16 protein-coding genes are annotated in these 16,932 nt (G+C 59.8%); 13 read left to right on the top strand and 3 right to left on the bottom strand.

The window, feature by feature from the left end:
- Window positions 1-27 precede the first annotated feature (27 nt).
- Window positions 28-1,215: an acetyl-CoA C-acetyltransferase gene (locus DCC27_RS04955; RefSeq protein ID WP_110099547.1), complete on the top strand. Its 1,188-nt coding sequence runs from the start codon at window positions 28-30 to the stop codon at window positions 1,213-1,215.
- Between the two features lie 31 nt (window positions 1,216-1,246).
- Here the strand turns inward: DCC27_RS04955 and DCC27_RS04950 are convergent, their stop codons facing one another.
- Window positions 1,247-1,639: a hypothetical protein gene (locus tag DCC27_RS04950; protein WP_110101698.1), complete on the bottom strand. Its 393-nt coding sequence runs from the start codon at window positions 1,637-1,639 to the stop codon at window positions 1,247-1,249.
- A 154-nt stretch (window positions 1,640-1,793) separates the two neighbouring features.
- Here DCC27_RS04950 and DCC27_RS04945 point away from each other — a divergent pair, with 154 nt between their 5' ends.
- From DCC27_RS04945 to DCC27_RS12170, 5 genes are all read left to right on the top strand, one after another.
- Window positions 1,794-2,666 carry a serine aminopeptidase domain-containing protein gene (locus DCC27_RS04945; protein WP_110101699.1) on the top strand — a complete coding sequence of 291 codons (873 nt, stop codon included), beginning with the start codon at window positions 1,794-1,796 and terminating at the stop codon, window positions 2,664-2,666.
- Between the two features lie 71 nt (window positions 2,667-2,737).
- Window positions 2,738-3,454, top strand: a complete 717-nt coding sequence (locus tag DCC27_RS04940; protein WP_110101700.1) for a hypothetical protein — start codon at window positions 2,738-2,740, stop codon at window positions 3,452-3,454.
- Window positions 3,455-3,650: 196 nt separating this feature from the next.
- Window positions 3,651-4,718 (top strand): phenylalanine--tRNA ligase subunit alpha, encoded by a 1,068-nt coding sequence (pheS, locus tag DCC27_RS04935; protein WP_110099543.1) that lies wholly within the window; start codon window positions 3,651-3,653, stop codon window positions 4,716-4,718.
- A gap of 3 nt (window positions 4,719-4,721) precedes the next feature.
- Window positions 4,722-7,289 (top strand): phenylalanine--tRNA ligase subunit beta, encoded by a 2,568-nt coding sequence (pheT, locus tag DCC27_RS04930; RefSeq protein ID WP_110101701.1) that lies wholly within the window; start codon window positions 4,722-4,724, stop codon window positions 7,287-7,289.
- A complete protein-coding gene (locus DCC27_RS12170) occupies window positions 7,286-7,441 on the top strand; it encodes a hypothetical protein (protein WP_158278436.1) in 156 nt (51 codons plus the stop codon). The genes pheT and DCC27_RS12170 overlap by 4 nt, the downstream gene beginning before the upstream one ends.
- 64 nt (window positions 7,442-7,505) lie before the next feature.
- Here DCC27_RS12170 and DCC27_RS04925 read toward each other — a convergent pair whose 3' ends face one another.
- Window positions 7,506-8,495: a quinone oxidoreductase gene (locus tag DCC27_RS04925; protein ID WP_110101702.1), complete on the bottom strand. Its 990-nt coding sequence runs from the start codon at window positions 8,493-8,495 to the stop codon at window positions 7,506-7,508.
- A gap of 118 nt (window positions 8,496-8,613) precedes the next feature.
- Between DCC27_RS04925 and argC the strand changes: the two genes are divergently transcribed.
- Genes argC through DCC27_RS04895 form a run of 6 tightly spaced genes read left to right on the top strand, consistent with a single transcriptional unit; the run spans window position 8,614 to window position 14,828 of the window.
- On the top strand, window positions 8,614-9,645 hold the full coding sequence (gene argC / locus DCC27_RS04920) for an N-acetyl-gamma-glutamyl-phosphate reductase (RefSeq protein WP_110101703.1): 1,032 nt from the start codon (window positions 8,614-8,616) through the stop codon (window positions 9,643-9,645).
- Window positions 9,642-10,802, top strand: a complete 1,161-nt coding sequence (argJ, locus tag DCC27_RS04915) for a bifunctional glutamate N-acetyltransferase/amino-acid acetyltransferase ArgJ (RefSeq protein WP_110101704.1) — start codon at window positions 9,642-9,644, stop codon at window positions 10,800-10,802. The genes argC and argJ overlap by 4 nt, the downstream gene beginning before the upstream one ends.
- A gap of 44 nt (window positions 10,803-10,846) precedes the next feature.
- Window positions 10,847-11,836: an acetylglutamate kinase gene (gene argB, locus DCC27_RS04910; protein ID WP_110101705.1), complete on the top strand. Its 990-nt coding sequence runs from the start codon at window positions 10,847-10,849 to the stop codon at window positions 11,834-11,836.
- Complete coding sequence (locus DCC27_RS04905; protein WP_110101706.1) at window positions 11,836-13,146, top strand: acetylornithine transaminase; 1,311 nt, start codon at window positions 11,836-11,838, stop codon at window positions 13,144-13,146. Before argB ends, DCC27_RS04905 begins: the two co-directional genes overlap by 1 nt.
- 38 nt (window positions 13,147-13,184) lie before the next feature.
- Entirely contained in the window at window positions 13,185-14,231 is a 1,047-nt protein-coding gene (gene argF, locus DCC27_RS04900) for an ornithine carbamoyltransferase (protein WP_233488079.1), read from the top strand.
- Between the two features lie 9 nt (window positions 14,232-14,240).
- Complete coding sequence (locus tag DCC27_RS04895) at window positions 14,241-14,828, top strand: arginine repressor (RefSeq protein WP_110101707.1); 588 nt, start codon at window positions 14,241-14,243, stop codon at window positions 14,826-14,828.
- A gap of 15 nt (window positions 14,829-14,843) precedes the next feature.
- Here DCC27_RS04895 and DCC27_RS04890 read toward each other — a convergent pair whose 3' ends face one another.
- Complete coding sequence (locus DCC27_RS04890) at window positions 14,844-15,281, bottom strand: ankyrin repeat domain-containing protein (protein WP_110099535.1); 438 nt, start codon at window positions 15,279-15,281, stop codon at window positions 14,844-14,846.
- 152 nt (window positions 15,282-15,433) lie between these two features.
- On the opposite strand from DCC27_RS04890, the gene argH reads away from it, so the two are divergent.
- Window positions 15,434-16,906: an argininosuccinate lyase gene (gene argH, locus DCC27_RS04885; protein WP_110110912.1), complete on the top strand. Its 1,473-nt coding sequence runs from the start codon at window positions 15,434-15,436 to the stop codon at window positions 16,904-16,906.
- The last annotated feature ends 26 nt before the right edge of the window (window positions 16,907-16,932 follow it).

The raw sequence follows: 16,932 nt of genomic DNA, 5'->3' as shown, positions 1-16,932 counted from the left end.
TGCACGAATCTGAGGAGAAGATCCCGCATGACTAGTTCGGTGATTATTTCAGGTGCCCGCACCCCGATGGGGCGTCTGCTGGGCTCGTTGTCCAGCATTCCGGCTCATCAGCTGGGCGCCGTGGCTATCCGTGGCGCACTAGAAAAGGGTGGCGTAGACCCCACTAGCGTCGACTACGTCATCATGGGACAGGTCATTCAGGCAGGCGCCGGACAGAACCCGGCCCGCGGAGCTGCCATCGCTGCTGGGATTCCCCCATCCGTTCCTTCGATCACCATCAACAAGGTCTGCTTGTCGGGGCTCAATGCTGTGGCAACCGCTGATCAGCTGATCCGCGCCGGTGAAGCAGAGGTCGTCGTGGCCGGTGGCATGGAGTCGATGTCCTTGGCCCCGCATCTGTTGCCCAAGTCCCGGACCGGAGTCAAATTCGGCGATACAGCACTGGTGGATTCGATGGCTTACGATGCGCTGTATGACCAGGCCACCGAACAGGCCATGGGAGCACTGACTGACTCCTGCAACCTCGGAGAATTCGAAGTGTCCCGTCAGGATCAAGACCGTTTCGCCGCTACCTCGCACCAACGGGCTGCCGCCGCCCAGCAGAACGGGATCTTCGATGACGAAATCATCAGCGTTCAGGTACCCCAGCGAAAGGGGGAGCCAATGGTGGTTTCCCAGGACGAGGGCATTCGCCCCGAGACTACCCCGGAGTCGCTGAGCAAGCTACCCCCGGCATTCGGCAAGGACGGCTCCATTACCGCCGGCACTGCCTCACAGATCTCTGACGGGGCCGCCGCCTTGGTGGTGATGTCTCAGCAGAAGGCCGAAAGTCTCGGTCTGCAGTGGATTGCTGAAGTTGGCGCTCACGGTATGGTGGCCGGCCCCGATTCATCGTTGCAGGCACAACCCGCCAACGCCATCTCGAAAGCATGTGCCAAGGAAGGTCTGACAACCGAAAACCTTGACCTGGTGGAAATTAATGAGGCTTTCGCCGCGGTGGGGCTCGTCTCTGCGCGACAACTCGGCGTCAGCGAGAAGATCGTCAACGTCAACGGTGGGGCCATCGCCTTGGGGCACCCGGTCGGAATGTCCGGCGCACGCCTGGTGCTCACCCTGGCTTTGGAACTGGGCCGCCGTGGCGGTGGCGTGGGTGCGGCCGGTTTGTGTGGTGGCGGTGGTCAGGGCGACGCCCTGATTCTGCGCGTCAGCGCCTAAGCCGGCACAGGATTGAGCCAGGGCTCGAGGCTCAGGGCCGCACCGGAGCGCGTCGTCGGTAACCGCCATCGGTAAGGCCGGCGGCGCGTTCAAAAATATTGCCATTAGCTGTGTCCCCATAACGGTACAGTGACCACAACACCGCCAGCCCGTAGAGCGGTAGGAAGGGCAAACCTAGGCATAACGCCCACTGCGTCGCATGGCGTGATTCATGGGTCAGAAGTGCGGATGAGAGCCGCACTCCGGGACGGACCAGCACCACGTTGCCCAGGGTGATACACCCGCCGGAAGGCCATGGCCACCGATAGTTCATCGCCAGCATTAACCGATCGGGACCGGGCAGAAGTGTGGTCCCGGCAATAACCGCCACAATCAAGCCCAGCACCGTCGAGAGGTTAAGCAGATTGAACGTCGCGCGAAACATGATCTGTAATTTACCCGAGAAGATTTATCTGTGACTCCCCCTGATCATCTTCCTCGGGAGCTCTAGGATAGCGGTGTAGTCCATGTCATAGACCACGTCGTACTCAATCCACTGAGCGCAGACCATCGAAAGAGTACTCGGGGGAGGACACCCCATGACGAACGTTATTCCCGAACACGCCATCGAAGAAGAAGTCACCATTACCAAAGATAACGGCGAACCGTTGGTGGTGACTCGTTTCAGCAACCCGGATGGGTCGCAGCCTCGTGCCGCAGTGATCATTTCCCCGGCCATCGCGGTCCAGGCCAGGTTCTATCGGCGCTTCGCCGGGTGGCTGACGACCCACGGGCTTGTGGCCTACTTGTACGATCACCAGGGGTATGGAGGCTCTTCCCGTGGGCCGTTGAAAGATGTCACCGCGGATTTTCTCACCTGGGCCCAGGACCCCGGAGCAGTTGTTGATTACGTCGCCGAGCACGAGACAGTTCCGGTGCGATGGCTTGGCCACAGCCTTGGTGGACAAATGCTCGCCTTTGCCCGACACGAGCATCTAGAAGCTGCCACCATCGTCTCGGCCGGAACCGGATATTGGAAATACTGGCAGCACTATGGTGCCGGAGTACTGTTGCCGCCGGTGATGTGGTATCTCTTGGCTCCGGTCGCCGTGCGAACTGTCGGCTACTTCCCGGGAAAGAAGTTGGGCATCCTCGGTGATATCCCACCGCAGGTGATGAGACAGTGGGGGAGGTGGTGCACTATGCCTCGCTACATGCTGACCGAATATCCGGAACTGGCCAAAAAATTTGCGGGCTATACCGGACCACTTACCTTTATCACCTTCGCCGATGACCGCACGATGCCCTTACCGGCCAGCCTGTCGTTGATGAGCTGGTATTCCCGGGCTGACCTGGAACATCACCATTATCATCCACAGGATTTAGGACAAGAGCGCATCGATCATATGGGGATTTTTAAAACACACAATGCTCCATTGTGGCAGCAAATCTTTGCCGATATTATTTCCTGATAAATCCTATTCCTGAGAGCAACGGTCCTTAACTGTTGGAAAGCTGGATGGTTCACTGTACTATTTCAAGTATGAACACACTCGCAAAGAAACGCGCCAGCTTGAGCCTGGGCCTGATCGCTGTTGCCAGTTTGTCGTTGACCGCTTGTGGCGGACCGCCATCGGTGTCCGAGGTTAAAGCGGATGCGGTGGAGCATTTCCAAAATGCCGAATCCGCGCGTGTTGACGTTGAGGGGACAAGCTCAGAAGAGCTCGACTTCGGCTTTGGAGACGTAACCGGGTACTTTGAAGGTTTCTCGGAAACCGGTGACATGCGAGGTGAGCTGAAGTCCGAGGAACATGGCTTCACCGTTGAGATGCTGGTCGTCGACAACTCGACCTACATCAAGGGTGACGATAACTTCTGGAACTACTTCGATAGCACCGGCATGGTCGCCTCCACTCTGGATACCTCGAAGTGGATCGATACCGGAACGGTTGATGAACAAGATTTCTCTGCCTTTACCGAGGAGTTCCGGGAGACTCTGGAAAGTATGCCTGACGAGGACGTGGCCGTCGAAGAGGCCGAGCTTGATGGGGAAGAGGCCTATAAGTACTCCGGTGAAGATACCGAGGGGGAACCGATCGACCTGTACTTCAACACCGATAACCAAGTGATTCGTGGTGAATCTCAGGCTGAGGGCGGGGAAACCACCATGGACTTCTCCGCCTATGGCGAAGTGGAGGAGATCACTGCTCCTGATGCGGATGAAATTCTCGATATCCCTGGAGCTCCCGGCAGTTTCTAACCGCAGTTAGACAATATCCTGCATGGCTGATCCGGAGTCGACTCGCCGTGGCGCCTCGACTCCGGATCAGTGTTTAACCAGACCATTCCGAGACCGAGACCTTCTCGGTGTGCCGAGGGAGTAGCAAAAGCCCCTAAACTAGATGAGGGTCGAAGACCCATCCGTAACAGTCGAATCTAGGTGAAGGCGTGTGCCCATGACAGATCGTTCATCAGCTAACGATGACCAGCTGATCTCGCCGGCCGACCAAGATGCGGTCGACCGTGCTGTGGCTGAAGCTCTCGAAGCCTTCGAAGCAGCGGGATCACTCGACGAGCTCAAAGTAGCTCGTCTTGCTCACACCGGAGAAAAATCTCCGCTTACGCTGGCCAATAAGCAGATCGGTAGCTTGGACAAATCTGAGAAAGCAGCCGCCGGCAAGCGCATGGGGCAAGCTCGAGCTCAGGTTAATAAGGCGTTGGCTGCACGTACCGAAGTGCTCGAAGCTGACCATGAACAGCAGGTGTTGCTGGAAGAAACCGTAGATGTCACCACCGCGGTGCGTCGTCGTCGCCTCGGAGCCCGCCACCCGCTCAACGTGCTCCAAGATCGAGTCTGCGACATCTTTGTCGGGATGGGATGGGAAATCGCCGAAGGTCCCGAAGTGGAATCCGAGTGGTTCAACTTTGACGCGCTGAACTTCTTACCGGACCACCCAGCCCGGGAAATGCAAGACACTTTCTTTATTGATCCTCCCGAAGATCACTTGCTGTTGCGGACTCATACCTCTCCGGTTCAGGTCCGGGCACTCATCGAACGCGGAGCTCCCACCTACGTGCTGTGCCCCGGCAAAACCTTCCGCACCGATGAGCTAGACGCCACGCACACGCCGGTTTTCCATCAGTTCGAAGGACTGGCCGTGGACAGCGGGCTGACTATGGCAGACCTGCGTGGCACCCTGGAATACTTCGCCCGCGTCATGTTTGGTGACGAGGCAGCCATCCGGTTGCGCCCCAACTACTTCCCCTTCACCGAGCCCAGTGCGGAAATGGACATTTGGCACCCCGGTGCCAAAGGAGGCCCACAGTGGATTGAGTGGGGTGGGTGTGGCATGGTGCACCCCAACGTCTTGCGGGCAGCTGGTGTCGACCCTGATGAATATTCCGGATTCGCCTTCGGCATGGGTGTGGAACGCACCCTGATGTTTCGGAATGATGTTGCCGACATGCACGACATGATTGAAGGCGACATTCGCTTTTCTCAACAGTTTGGATTGGAGATCTAAGGTATGCGGATTCCACTTTCTTGGCTTCGTGAATTCACCCAGCTTCCCGCTGGCGCTACTGCCGAAGATCTCATGGCCGATCTGGTCAGCGTTGGACTCGAAGAGGAAGACGTGCACCGTCCCCTCGATGAGCTGTCCGGACCGATTGTGGTCGGCAAGGTCTTGGACAAAACCCCGGAAGAACATTCCAACGGCAAAACCGTCAACTGGTGTCACGTCCAGGTCGTGCCCGACGGAGCCAGCCAAACTCTGGAAGGCGAGGGCATCGCAGTCGATGGCGTCCAGGGCGTGATCTGCGGAGCACACAATTTCGAGCCCGGAGACAAAGTTGTCGTCACCCTGCCGGGAGCCGTCCTTCCCGGTGATTTCCGCATCTCCGCGCGGAAAACCTACGGTCATATCTCAGCCGGCATGATCGCCTCCGAGAAAGAACTCGGTCTGGGCGAAGGCCATGAGGGGATCATCGTGCTGGGGGACTGGGGGTTGGACCCAGAGCCCGGTACCGATGTGATCGAGCTACTAGGCCTCGATGACGAAGCCGCCGAAATTAACGTCACCGCTGACCGGTCCTACGTTCTTTCCCTGCGTGGTGTCGCTCGCGAGTACGGTCACGCCACCGGGACCACGAGTATCGACCCGGCAGAATCCGTGCACCCTCCTGTGCCCAACGATTCCGGGTATCCGGTCGTGCTGGACGATCAGGCACCGATCCACGGCAACCCGGGAGCAACCCGTTTTGTGACCCGCACCGTAACTGGCGTGGATACTACCGGTGCGACTCCGGTGTGGATGGCACAACGACTGCGACTGGCTGGCATTCGTTCGCTGTCGTTGCCGGTGGACATTTCCAACTATGTCATGCTGGAGATGGGACAGCCCCTGCACTTTTACGATCGTGACCGGCTGAACGGCGCTCTGCGCGTTCGGCGTGCCGCGTCCGGAGAAACGCTCGAAACCCTCGACGGCAAGACCCGCACACTGGATCCCGAAGACCTGTTGATCGCTGACGACTCCGGTCCGATCGGGCTGGCCGGCGTGATGGGTGGTTTGGCCACCGAAGTGACCGAACAAACCACCGATATTGTGATCGAGTCTGCCCATTTCGATCAGGTTTCTGTCGCCCGGACCAAGCGTCGCCACAAGCTCCCCTCAGAAGCCTCGCGTCGCAACGAGCGCGGTGTGGACTGGGAGATTTGCGACGAAGCCGCCGAACGCGCCGTCCAGCTCCTCGTGGAACTGGCCGGTGGTGTTGCTGATGAGGGTGTCACCGATATCGGCGAACGTCCCGAGCCGACCGTCGTTGAGATGGCAGCTGACTTCCCAACCCAACGCATCGGGTACGAGTTCACCACCGAGCAGATTGACGAGGTGTTGGAACAGATTGGGTGCAAGGTCACCCAGCATTCCGATGAACAGTCTGGCACCACCTACCGGGTCACCGTCCCATCCTGGCGGTTTGATCTGACCATTGCCGAAGACCTGACGGAAGAAATTGCTCGCCTGGTTGGCTACGACAAGATCCCATCACGGTTGCCCGTAGCACCGGCCGGGCGTGGTTTCACCCCGCGTCAGCGGCTGCGTCGCAACGTATCGGAGACCCTGGCGGCTTCGGGACTTGTGGAAGTCCTGTCGTATCCCTTCGTGGCTGAGTCGGACAACCGGTTCTTTGGTTCCGCCGACGAGCAGGTCGGTGCCCAACAACAGATGGTACATCTGGCCAATCCGCTTTCTGCCGAGCTGGGATGGTTACGCACTTCGATGTTGCCCGGTTTGGTGACCACCTTGCACCGCAACATATCTCGCGGTTTCAAAGACGTGGCGCTGTTTGAAACCGGCTTGGTGTTCCACCCGGAGGCCTCCTCGGACGCCGTGTCGGAGATTCCCGGCGTCGGTGTCCATCCCGCACCCGAGGTATTGGAACGCATCGTCAACAGCGTGCCCCACCAACCTCACTACGTGGCTGCGGTGTTCGCCGGTCACGCGGCAACACCCGGACCGGGCTTCGAACCGACCCCCTACGACTGGGAAGACGCCATCGGTACAGCCCTGAACATTGCCGATGCCGTCGGTGTGGCGTTAGAGGTTCGTCAGGGCGCCCATCAGGCCTTCCATCCCGGCCGTTGCGCTGAATTGGTCACCGCCAGTGGATCCGTGCTCGGTTATGCCGGCGAGTTGCTCCCCAAATACGTCCAGCAACAACACCTGCCAGAACGTGTCGCGGCAGTGGAACTGGACCTGGATCGGTTGCTCGATGAGGTCCCCGAGGTAGTGGAAGCCCGTGCAGTCAGCCCCTATCCTGCGGTCACTCAAGACGTGGCGTTGGTGGTGGATGAAGCCATGCCGGCTGCCCAGGTGAAGCGTGTGTTGGAGGAGGCCGCCGGTGAGCTCTTGGAAGAGATCGCCCTCTTCGACGTCTACCGTGGCGCCGGAGTGGAGCACGGCAAGAAGTCCCTGGCCTTCAATTTGCGGTTCCGGGACCACCACAAAACACTCACCAATGATGAAGCCTCTGAAGTGCGGTTGGCTGCCGTGGCTCGCGCGGAACAAGAGTTAGGAGCGCACCTACGATGAGCGACCCAGACCCGTGGGAACTCGAACGTGAGGTACCGCCCAGCGACGAGGACCGCAAACGGGGTCAGATCCAACGGATTGCCGTCGGCGTGATCGCGCTGGTCGTCATCGCCGGGCTACTCTACGCCACGATTTCGGGGCTGTTCGTCTAAATCAGCCAGATCGGCTCATGGGCCGATGCCCCCGGGACGCGGTGAGCCCCGCGGTGATGAGAGACTACACCGTCAACACGGTCTTGCCCGTCGTCTGACGAGACTCCAAAGCGGTATGTGCGCCTCCCACCTCGGACAGTGGCACGGTTTGGTCGATTCGCAAGGTCAACCAGCCCTGCTCGAGTCCATCGAAGAGTTCGCGGGCTCGAGAGGCAGTTTCCTCGGCTGTGGCGGTGTAGTGGCTCAGGGCCGGACGCGTGATGTACAGCCCGCCGGCGGAGTTCAGCCGTTGCAGATCAAAGGGCGGTACTTGCCCCGAAGCTCCACCGAAGAGCACCATCATGCCACGAACCTTCAGCGCCTCCAAAGAGCCGTCGAAGGTTGAGGCTCCGACACCGTCATAGACGACATCGACACCGCGACCACCGGTAACTTCAGCAATCTCTTCCGCGAAATTCTCGTAGTCGAAACAGTGCTCTGCTCCAGCTTGGCGGGACAGTTGCCTCTTTGCATCGGTGGAGGCAGTGGTGTAAACGGTAGCGCCCCAATGCACACACAACTGGGTGAGTAACAACCCCACGCCACCAGCGCCAGCATGGATGAGAACCGCATCACCGGGGGCAACGGGGAATGTCGAACGAGCGAGATAATGAGCGGTCAAGCCCTGCAGAGGTAATGCAGCTGCGGTGACCAAATCCATCGCATCGGGCACGGGTAATAACTGGGAAGCAGGGGCCACAAAGTGCTCGGCATAGGTGCCCCGACCTGCGGCGGTAGCCACCCGCTGCCCGAGGGCCACGTCGGTGACGTCCTCTCCGAGAGCCACCACGGTCCCGGCGCCTTCGGTGCCCGGGATAAAGGGGTAGTCCACCGAGTACACGCCGGAACGTTGATAGGTCTCAATGAAGTTGAGCCCCACAGCGGCCGTGGTGATCAGGACTTCTTCGGGGCCGGGGGCGGGGACAGAGGTTTCAGACCATGAGAAGTTTTCCACGCCACCGGCATCGGAGACGATAGCGGCGTGGTGGGTGGTGGGGATCTCAAAATGTTCCATAGTCACTACGCTAATCGACAGCTTCTGAGAAATCAGTCACAAAAGACATGACACGTACTGAATGCATAAATATGTCACAGAGTGCATAATCGGGTGATGGTGACGTAGGCTGGCCCCTATGTGTATTTCTGTAGCCGTTTCGGGTGCCTCCGGATACGCCGGTGGCGAAGTGTTGCGCCTGCTAGTCAATCATCCCGAAGTGACCATTGGAGCCATCACCGCCCATTCCAACGCGGGACAGCGACTCGGCGAACTCCAACCCCACTTGATTCCCTTAGCTGATCGGGTCTTGGAAGAGACCACGGCCGAGGTTTTATCTGGTCACGATGTGGTGTTCCTGGCACTGCCACATGGCGCCTCGGGCGAGATTGCAGCCCAGCTACCAGAGAACACCCTGGTCATCGATGCCGGCGCTGATCACCGCCTGACATCTGAACAAAGCTGGGAGAAATTCTACGGAACCGATTACGCCGGACACTGGCCCTATGGTCTGCCAGAACTACCGGGTCAACGCGAGATGCTACGGGGAACTCGGCGGATTGCCGTACCCGGTTGCTATCCGACCTCGAATTTGCTGGCCCTGAGCCCCGGGTTCAGTGCTGGACTGTTGGAAACCTCCGATGTGGTCATCGTGGCTGCCTCCGGTACGTCCGGGGCCGGGAAATCGCTGAAACCTCATTTGCTGGGTTCGGAAGTGATGGGGTCGATGAGCCCCTATGGGGTGGGCGGCGTGCACCGGCATACTCCAGAAATTGAGCAAGGATTGACCTGGGCTGCCGGTGAGCCGGTGCAGGTGTCCTTCACCCCGACGCTGGCGCCCATGGCCCGCGGGATCCTGACCACCGCTACCGCTCGGCTCCGGACGGGAGTCTCGGCGACCTCGGTCAGGCAGGCGTGGGAACAGGCTTATGCTGACGAAGCGTTCGTGCATGTGTTGCCCGAAGGACAGTGGCCAGCTACCGCTATGGTGGTGGGTTCGAATCATGCGGTGATGCAACTGGCTGTTGATGAGCACGCCCAGCGCGTGATTGTCAGTTGTGCGATCGATAACCTCACCAAAGGCACTGGCGGTGGTGCAATTCAATCGATGAATATTGCCCTGGGACTTGAGGAGTCCCGTGGACTGACCCAGACAGGAGTTTCCCCGTGAGCGTAACACAAGCCAAAGGGTTCCGGGCCGCCGGTGTTGCCAGCGGTATTAAAGAATCCGGGGCAAAAGACCTGGCCGTTATCATCAACGACGGACCCGATCAGCAGGCGGCTGGAGTTTTTACCTCCAATAAGGTCAAAGCCGCTCCGGTGAAGTGGTCCCTAGAGGCGCTGAAATCCAGTGGGTATCAGGCCGATGCGGTGGTGCTCAACTCCGGTGGTGCAAATGCCTGCACTGGAAAGATTGGCGACCAAGACGCCTCTGACACCGCGCAACGAGCCGCTGAGTTGTTGGACACAGTTGCCGACCGAATTCAGGTGTGCTCGACCGGGCTCATCGGCGAACGGCTGAAGATCCGGGAACTCGTGGACGGTCTTGACCTGGCACTGGACAGCGCGAGTGTTGCGGGAGGCGATGATGCCGCCGAAGCCATCATGACCACCGATACCCGCTCCAAGACTGCGGTGGCCACCACTACCACCGGATACCACATCGGTGGCATGGCTAAAGGGGCTGGAATGATTGCGCCCGGGATGGCCACGATGCTGGCGGTGATTACCACCGATGCCCAGCTCGAGGCCGGCCAATTACAGAGCATGTTGCAACAGGCAGTGGCTCTCAGCTTTAACCGTGCCGATTCGGACGGGTGTATGTCGACCAACGACACCGTGTTATTGCTGGCCAACGCCGCCAGCGGGGTTAGACCCGATCCAGCAGAGTTCCAGGCCGGGCTCAACGAGGTCTGCGCCCTATTAGCTCGCCAGATTATCGCGGATGCCGAAGGTGCCCAGCATGATATTGCCGTCACCGTCGTCAACTCCAGCACCGTGGCCGAAGCTGAGACAATCGCCCGGGCCGTGAGTCGCTCCAACCTTTTCAAGACTGCCATCTACGGCCAGGACCCGAACTGGGGTCGCGTGATCTCGGCGGTGGGTACCGTCGACGGTGATTACGATCCCGATCAGATCGATGTCACCATCAATGGCATCCAGGTTTGCCGGGCCGGGGGCATGGGCGAGGACCGCTCTTTGGTCGATCTCTCCCCACGCGAGGCACGGGTGATCATTGACCTCCACGCCGGTGAACACACCGCTACTATCTGGACTAACGATCTGACCTACGACTATGTTGCGGTCAACGCCGAATACTCGTCCTGAATCCCGCTAGCGCACCAGCCTTTCTTGTATTTTTTTGCTGCCCCATGACCGATGACGAAAGGTCCCTTCTCGTGACCGAAGATGTGCAAGCCCATCGCCACGACCGCCGGATTGCTGCCCAAAAATCCCAGGTGCTTATTGAAGCCTTACCCTGGATTCGCGGTTTTTCTGGAACCACTGTGGTGGTCAAATACGGTGGCAATGCGATGGTGTCGGAATCCCTTCGGCAGGCTTTCGCTGAAGACATTACCTTCTTGCACCACGCCGGCATCCATCCAGTGGTGGTCCACGGTGGTGGCCCTCAAATCAACGCGATGCTGGACCGGCTGCAGATTGATTCCGAATTTCGAGGAGGATTGCGGGTCACCACCGAGGAATCCATGCAGGTCGTGCGTATGGTGCTGACCGGTCAGGTGGGCCGAGATCTGGTGGGCTTGCTGAATTCTCGTGGCCCCTACGCCATGGGCTTGTCCGGTGAAGACGCCGCGATCTTCCGGGCCCGCCGTCGGAAGGTAAAAATCGAGGGCGAATCAGCCGATCTGGGACTGGTCGGGGAGATCGACCACGTTGCTCCGGGAGCGATCCAGACCATCATTGACTCCGGACATATCCCAGTGATCTCCTCGGTCGCGCCCGAGTTCGACGACAACGGAGAGCCTACCGGCCAGGTCCTCAACATCAATGCCGATACCGTAGCCACCGCTGTCGCGGTAGCCTTGGGTGCCTCTAAGCTATTGATTCTCACGGATGTGGAAGGGCTTTATAGCAACTGGCCAGATCGCGACTCCCTGGTGTCCACCATCGGAGTCAGCGCTCTGAAGGAGTTGCTCCCCACGCTGGAATCGGGCATGATCCCGAAGATGAGCGCCTGCGTCGAAGCCGTCGAAGCCGGAGTTCCCCAGGCTCACATCGTAGACGGTCGGGAAGAACACTCGATGCTGTTGGAGATCTTCACCTCCGCTGGAGTCGGCACCCAGGTACTTCCCGACGACCACCCAGAAGTTCTTACCCTCAACACCACAGGAGGCCACTGATGACGGACCCGGATTCCACTCATCCCGACTCCATGCAACGGGACTACTTGCAGCGTTATCAGCAGACCGTCACCGGAGTTTTTGGCACCCCGCAACGGGTGCTGGTGCGTGGTCGTGGGGCAACCGTCTGGGATGCAGACGGTGCAGAATACCTGGATCTGCTCGGCGGAATTGCCGTGAACATTCTCGGTCACGCCCATCCGCGGATCCTGGCCGCCCTGTCGGCGCAAGCGGCAACTTTGGGCCACATCTCCAACCTGTTTACCTCACCGGCTCAGGTTGAGCTGGCTGAAAAACTCCTCGAGTTAGCCCAGGCGCCCGACGGGTCCGTGTTCTTCTCGAACTCCGGTTCTGAAGCAAATGAAGCCGCCCTGAAAATTGCTCGCGCCTACGGCAAACAGCTCAGCGAGCACAAGACCCGCATCATCTGCGTGGAGCAGGCCTTCCACGGTCGTACCCTAGGGGCGGTGAGTGTCACGGCTAGGCAGGCCTACCGGGATCCTTTCGAGCCGCTGCTACCGGCGATCACTCGAGTGCCTGCCGGCGATCTCGACCAGATGGTAGCCGCTGTCGATGAGACGGTGGCTGCGGTGTTGATCGAACCGGTTCAAGGCGAATCCGGGGTCCACGGGTACCCGGCCGGATACCTTGCTGCGGTGCGCGACCTATGCGATCGATATGGCGCGCTATTGATCTTCGACGAGGTGCAATCCGGGTCTGGACGCACCGGAACCTGGTTCGCTTATCAAAATCCGGCCGTGACTGGGCAAAAACGTCCTGTGGTGCCCGATGTGATGACCTTGGCCAAATCTCTGGGCGGAGGATTCCCGATCGGGGCGACGGTGTGTCTGAACAAGGCCACCTCGATGGCACTGAGCGCCGGTCAACACGGCACCACCTTCGGTGGCAACCCGCTAGCCTGTGCGGTAGCCCTGGAGGTCCTGCACACCCTGGAAGAGGAGAACTTGCTGGAGCGGGCCCAGGCCATCGGGCGCTCCATGGCCACACATCTCACCGAGATCGAGGGGATCGAGACTGTGCGCGTCTACGGCGCCTGGGCCGGGATCGATGTGTCGATACCCGACCAGCCAGCCGACCAGCCACGCCCCGCCCGGGACGACCTCAACACACCGCACCTGGCGGCTCGAGTCGTCACGGCTGCCGCCGAGGCAGGTTTTCTCATCAACGCCACCTCGCCAACCACGTTGCGGTTGGCCCCCAGCCTGGTGGTCACTGACGAGCAGCTGGACTCGTTCTACCAGCGGCTCCCCGCGCTTGTCGCGACAGCCGGCCAGAATCACACCCGGTAGACCGCTACCGCGTCACCGCAGGAGACAAGAAAAGAGACATGATGAGTACAACACCGACTACCGCCACCACGCAGGAAGCAGGTGCCGGGGTGCGTCACTTTCTGATCGACACCGATCTGAGTCCCGAAGAACAAGCCGAAGTTCTCCAGCTCGCCCAGCAGATCAAGGCCGAACCGTATCGTCACCGCCCGTTGTCCGGCCCCCAGACCGGGATTGTGATGTTTGACAAAACCTCAACCCGTACTCGGATCTCTTTTGCCGCCGGGATCGCCGAATTGGGCGGTCACCCGCTGGTGATCAACCCGGGCGAGTCCCAGTTGGGTCATAAAGAAACCATCGCTGATTCTGCTCGCGTGTTTGAACGTATGGTGTCGGTGGTCATCTGGCGCACCTATGCTCAGGCCGGGCTGGAGGAACTGGCCGAATACTCTCATATACCGGTGGTCAACGCTCTGACCGATGATTACCACCCCTGCCAAATCCTGGCGGACCTGCAAACGGTGATCGAGCACAAAGGTCGTGCCCGTGGGCTGACCCTGGCCTACCTGGGGGATGCCGCCAACAATATGGCGAACTCCTACCTGCTCGGCGCAGCGACCGCAGGCATGCACGTTCGGGTCGCCGGTCCCGAAGGATATGTTCCCCGCACCGAGATCGTGCAGGCAGCTCAGCAACGAGCTAATCACACCGGCGGGTCGGTGACTGTCACACACGACCCTGCAGAGGCGCTGTACGGTGCCGACGTGGTAGTTACCGATACCTGGATCTCCATGGGCTACGAGGAAGAGAAAGCACAGCGCCTGAGCGTCTTGAGCGACTACACGGTCGATCAGGCGGCCATGGCTCAGGCCGCTCACGATGCGATCTTCCTGCACTGTCTGCCGGCCTACCGCGGTGTAGAAGTAGCAGCCGAGGTGATCGATGGGCCTCAGTCGGTCGTTTTTGATGAAGCCGAAAATCGGCTACACGCTCAGAAAGCTCTGGTGGCCTGGTTACTCTATGCCTCGGGGCGGGCTGATATTCCTGCAGATGTGTCCCTTCCGGAAGCGCACCGATCGGCTCAGCGACTGGGCAGAAGCGTTTAGGTCAGTCTCATGGACAAACGTGCTAGCACACCGCGCAGTAAACCCAACACGCCGGGCACTAAGACGGCTCGGCAGGCCCACATCCGGTCTCTGTTGGCCGACTATCCGGTCAGTTCCCAGGCTCAATTGCGGGCCATGCTCGCCCAGCAGGGAGTGGAGGTCACTCAGGGCACGCTCTCCCGTGATCTGGTCGAACTCGGCGCCTCCCGGGCCCGGGACGCCGGGGGAGAACTGGTGTATGTGGTTCCGGACCTGGGGCCTGACGCCGATGCGCAGCAGCGCTCGCAGAACGCGCAGACCGGTGATCTAGAGCAGACACCGTTGAGTGGCCCTCGAGCCAAAGCGCTGGCGCGGCTGGCTGGGCTCTGTCGGGAGCTGTTGGTCTCCGCCGAGGCCTCCGGGAACTTAGTGGTGGTCCGCACCCCGCCAGGAGCCGCACAATTTTTGGCCTCCTGCATTGACCAGGCGCGACTGGACGAGGTGCTAGGTACCATTGCCGGCGATGATGCGATTCTCGTGATCGCCCGTGAAACTACGACCGGTCATCGACTCGCCACGATGTTCTTGAATATGGCCGGTGGCCAGCTCGGCGAATAGCGGGCGCTCCGAGGGCTAGCGTTGGTGCTGGTCCAGCACGTCCTTCATAGCGGGCAGGTCCATGAACTCTACGGTGGCTCGTGCTGACTGGGCACCCAGCTCAGGGTCCGCACCGGCCTCGAGTAGTTGTTGGACCAGGCCTTTGTCCTGCAGGAATACCGCGCAGGTCAGTGCGGACTGACCCCGCTGATTCGTGGCGTTGACATCCGCACCGCGTTCCAGCAGGGCGCTGACCACCTCGGGCTGGTTGCGGTAGGTCGCCAGAATCAGGAACGTATCACCATTGGCATTGGCGAGATTGACCGGGATCCCTTGATCAATCGCCGAAGACAGCATCTGGACTTTCCCCTCGCGAGCCGCATCGAACAGCGTATGCAGAAACTCGATCTGCTCGTCACTCAACTGGGGTTCGGGACCGGAATGTTCCGGGGTCGGTGTTGCAGAATCAGCCATGCTCCCACTCTAGAACACCCTGCCGGTGGCTTGAAGTCGCCCGTAGACCGATGATCTCTCCCAGAGTGTTTCTTCAGACCACAAAGTCGCTAAAGTGGAGGTGGTAACTTTTTGATTCATCCGACACAGTTCTGAGGGGACAACACACACGCATGAGCGGTTCCTCCACATCTCCAGGCCAACCCGCACCGCGCCACGGCACCAATCAAGGGTCGCTGTGGGGAGGGCGATTCTCCGGTGGCCCCAACCAAGCCGTGGCAGCGCTGAGTAAATCCACCGACTTCGACTGGCGACTGGCCCGCTACGATATCGCCGGTTCGCGTGCCCACGCCCGCGTGTTGTACCGTAGCGGGTTGCTCACCGAGGACGAACTTGCCGGGATGCTCGAGGCCCTGGACACGCTGGAAGCCGATGTGCTTTCAGAAAAATTTCAGCCAGCCGAGACTGATGAAGACGTTCATGGTGCCCTGGAACGTGGACTGTTAGAACGCGCCGGCGAAGAACTGGGTGGAAAACTGCGAGCCGGTCGGTCGCGCAACGATCAAATTGCGACCATGGGCAGAATGTACCTGCGTGATCATGCCCGCATCATCGGTGGCCGGTTACAGGCGGTCGTGCAAGCATTGGTTGATCAGGCAGAGTCCCACCCCTACGCGCCCATGCCGGGGCGTACTCACCTGCAGCACGCCCAACCGGTGTTGCTGTCCCACCACCTGTTGGCCCACGCCTGGGCGATGCTACGCGATCTGCAACGTCTGCAAGACTGGGATGTTCGCGCCGCGGTATCGCCCTATGGCTCCGGCGCACTGGCCGGGTCGACCCTGGGATTGGACCCCAATAGGGTTGCCACAGAGTTGGGATTTGATTCCGCGGTGTTCAATTCCATTGATGGTACCGCTGCTCGGGATATTTTCGCTGAATTCCTCTGGATCGTGGCCATGATCGGCATCGACCTCTCCCGAATCTCCGAAGAAGTGATCTTCTGGGCGACGAAAGAAGCCAATTTCGCCACCTTAGCTGATGCTTTCTCGACCGGCTCGTCCATCATGCCACAGAAGAAGAACCCCGACGTCGCTGAACTCGCCCGGGGTAAATCCGGACGGTTCATTGGTGATCTCACCGGCCTGTTGACCACGCTCAAAGGTCTGCCGTTGGCCTACAACCGGGACCTGCAGGAAGATAAAGAGCCCGTCTTTGACGCCGTGGACAACCTGGAAATCTTGTTGCCGGCGGTCTCTGGCATGATTGCTACCTTGGAATTCAATACCGAGAAGATGGCCGAACTGGCCCCGGAAGGTTTCGCGCTGGCCACCGATATCGCCGAATGGCTGGTCCGACAGGGCGTACCGTTCCGAGTTGCTCACGAGTTGTCTGGCGAAGCCGTCAAAATCGCCGAACGACGCGGAGTGGAACTCTGGGATCTCACCGATGAGGAGTTTGCCTCCGTCTCCGTACACCTCACTCCCGCAGTGCGGGAGGTGTTGACGACCCACGGTTCCCTCAGCGCCCGCAACGCCCAGGGCGGAACCGCCCCGGAGGCGGTGGCTCAACAGCTGGAAGAATTCAAAGCACAATTACATCGTGTCCGTGACTTCATCGACTCCAACCCCACCGGCCTGCTGTAGTCCAGTGCCGGTGAAACAGGTGACAT

This window comes from Auritidibacter sp. NML130574 (assembly GCF_003185725.2).
Lineage (GTDB): Bacteria > Actinomycetota > Actinomycetes > Actinomycetales > Micrococcaceae > Auritidibacter > Auritidibacter ignavus.
The sequence above is the reverse complement of the archived record's forward strand: the minus strand, read 5'-3'. Positions and strand labels throughout refer to the sequence as shown.

Excerpts from the sequence above, each read along its gene's own strand:
- DCC27_RS04955 (WP_110099547.1), top strand. The coding sequence starts at position 28 with ATGACTAGTTCGGTGATTATTTCAGGTGCCCGCACCCCGATGGGGCGT.
- DCC27_RS04950 (WP_110101698.1), bottom strand. The coding sequence starts at position 1,639 with ATGTTTCGCGCGACGTTCAATCTGCTTAACCTCTCGACGGTGCTGGGC.
- DCC27_RS04945 (WP_110101699.1), top strand. The coding sequence starts at position 1,794 with ATGACGAACGTTATTCCCGAACACGCCATCGAAGAAGAAGTCACCATT.
- DCC27_RS04940 (WP_110101700.1), top strand. The coding sequence starts at position 2,738 with ATGAACACACTCGCAAAGAAACGCGCCAGCTTGAGCCTGGGCCTGATC.
- pheS (WP_110099543.1), top strand. The coding sequence starts at position 3,651 with ATGACAGATCGTTCATCAGCTAACGATGACCAGCTGATCTCGCCGGCC.
- pheT (WP_110101701.1), top strand. The coding sequence starts at position 4,722 with ATGCGGATTCCACTTTCTTGGCTTCGTGAATTCACCCAGCTTCCCGCT.
- DCC27_RS12170 (WP_158278436.1), top strand. The coding sequence starts at position 7,286 with ATGAGCGACCCAGACCCGTGGGAACTCGAACGTGAGGTACCGCCCAGC.
- DCC27_RS04925 (WP_110101702.1), bottom strand. The coding sequence starts at position 8,495 with ATGGAACATTTTGAGATCCCCACCACCCACCACGCCGCTATCGTCTCC.
- argC (WP_110101703.1), top strand. The coding sequence starts at position 8,614 with ATGTGTATTTCTGTAGCCGTTTCGGGTGCCTCCGGATACGCCGGTGGC.
- argB (WP_110101705.1), top strand. The coding sequence starts at position 10,847 with ATGACCGATGACGAAAGGTCCCTTCTCGTGACCGAAGATGTGCAAGCC.
- DCC27_RS04905 (WP_110101706.1), top strand. The coding sequence starts at position 11,836 with ATGACGGACCCGGATTCCACTCATCCCGACTCCATGCAACGGGACTAC.
- argF (WP_233488079.1), top strand. The coding sequence starts at position 13,185 with ATGATGAGTACAACACCGACTACCGCCACCACGCAGGAAGCAGGTGCC.
- DCC27_RS04895 (WP_110101707.1), top strand. The coding sequence starts at position 14,241 with ATGGACAAACGTGCTAGCACACCGCGCAGTAAACCCAACACGCCGGGC.
- DCC27_RS04890 (WP_110099535.1), bottom strand. The coding sequence starts at position 15,281 with ATGGCTGATTCTGCAACACCGACCCCGGAACATTCCGGTCCCGAACCC.
- argH (WP_110110912.1), top strand. The coding sequence starts at position 15,434 with ATGAGCGGTTCCTCCACATCTCCAGGCCAACCCGCACCGCGCCACGGC.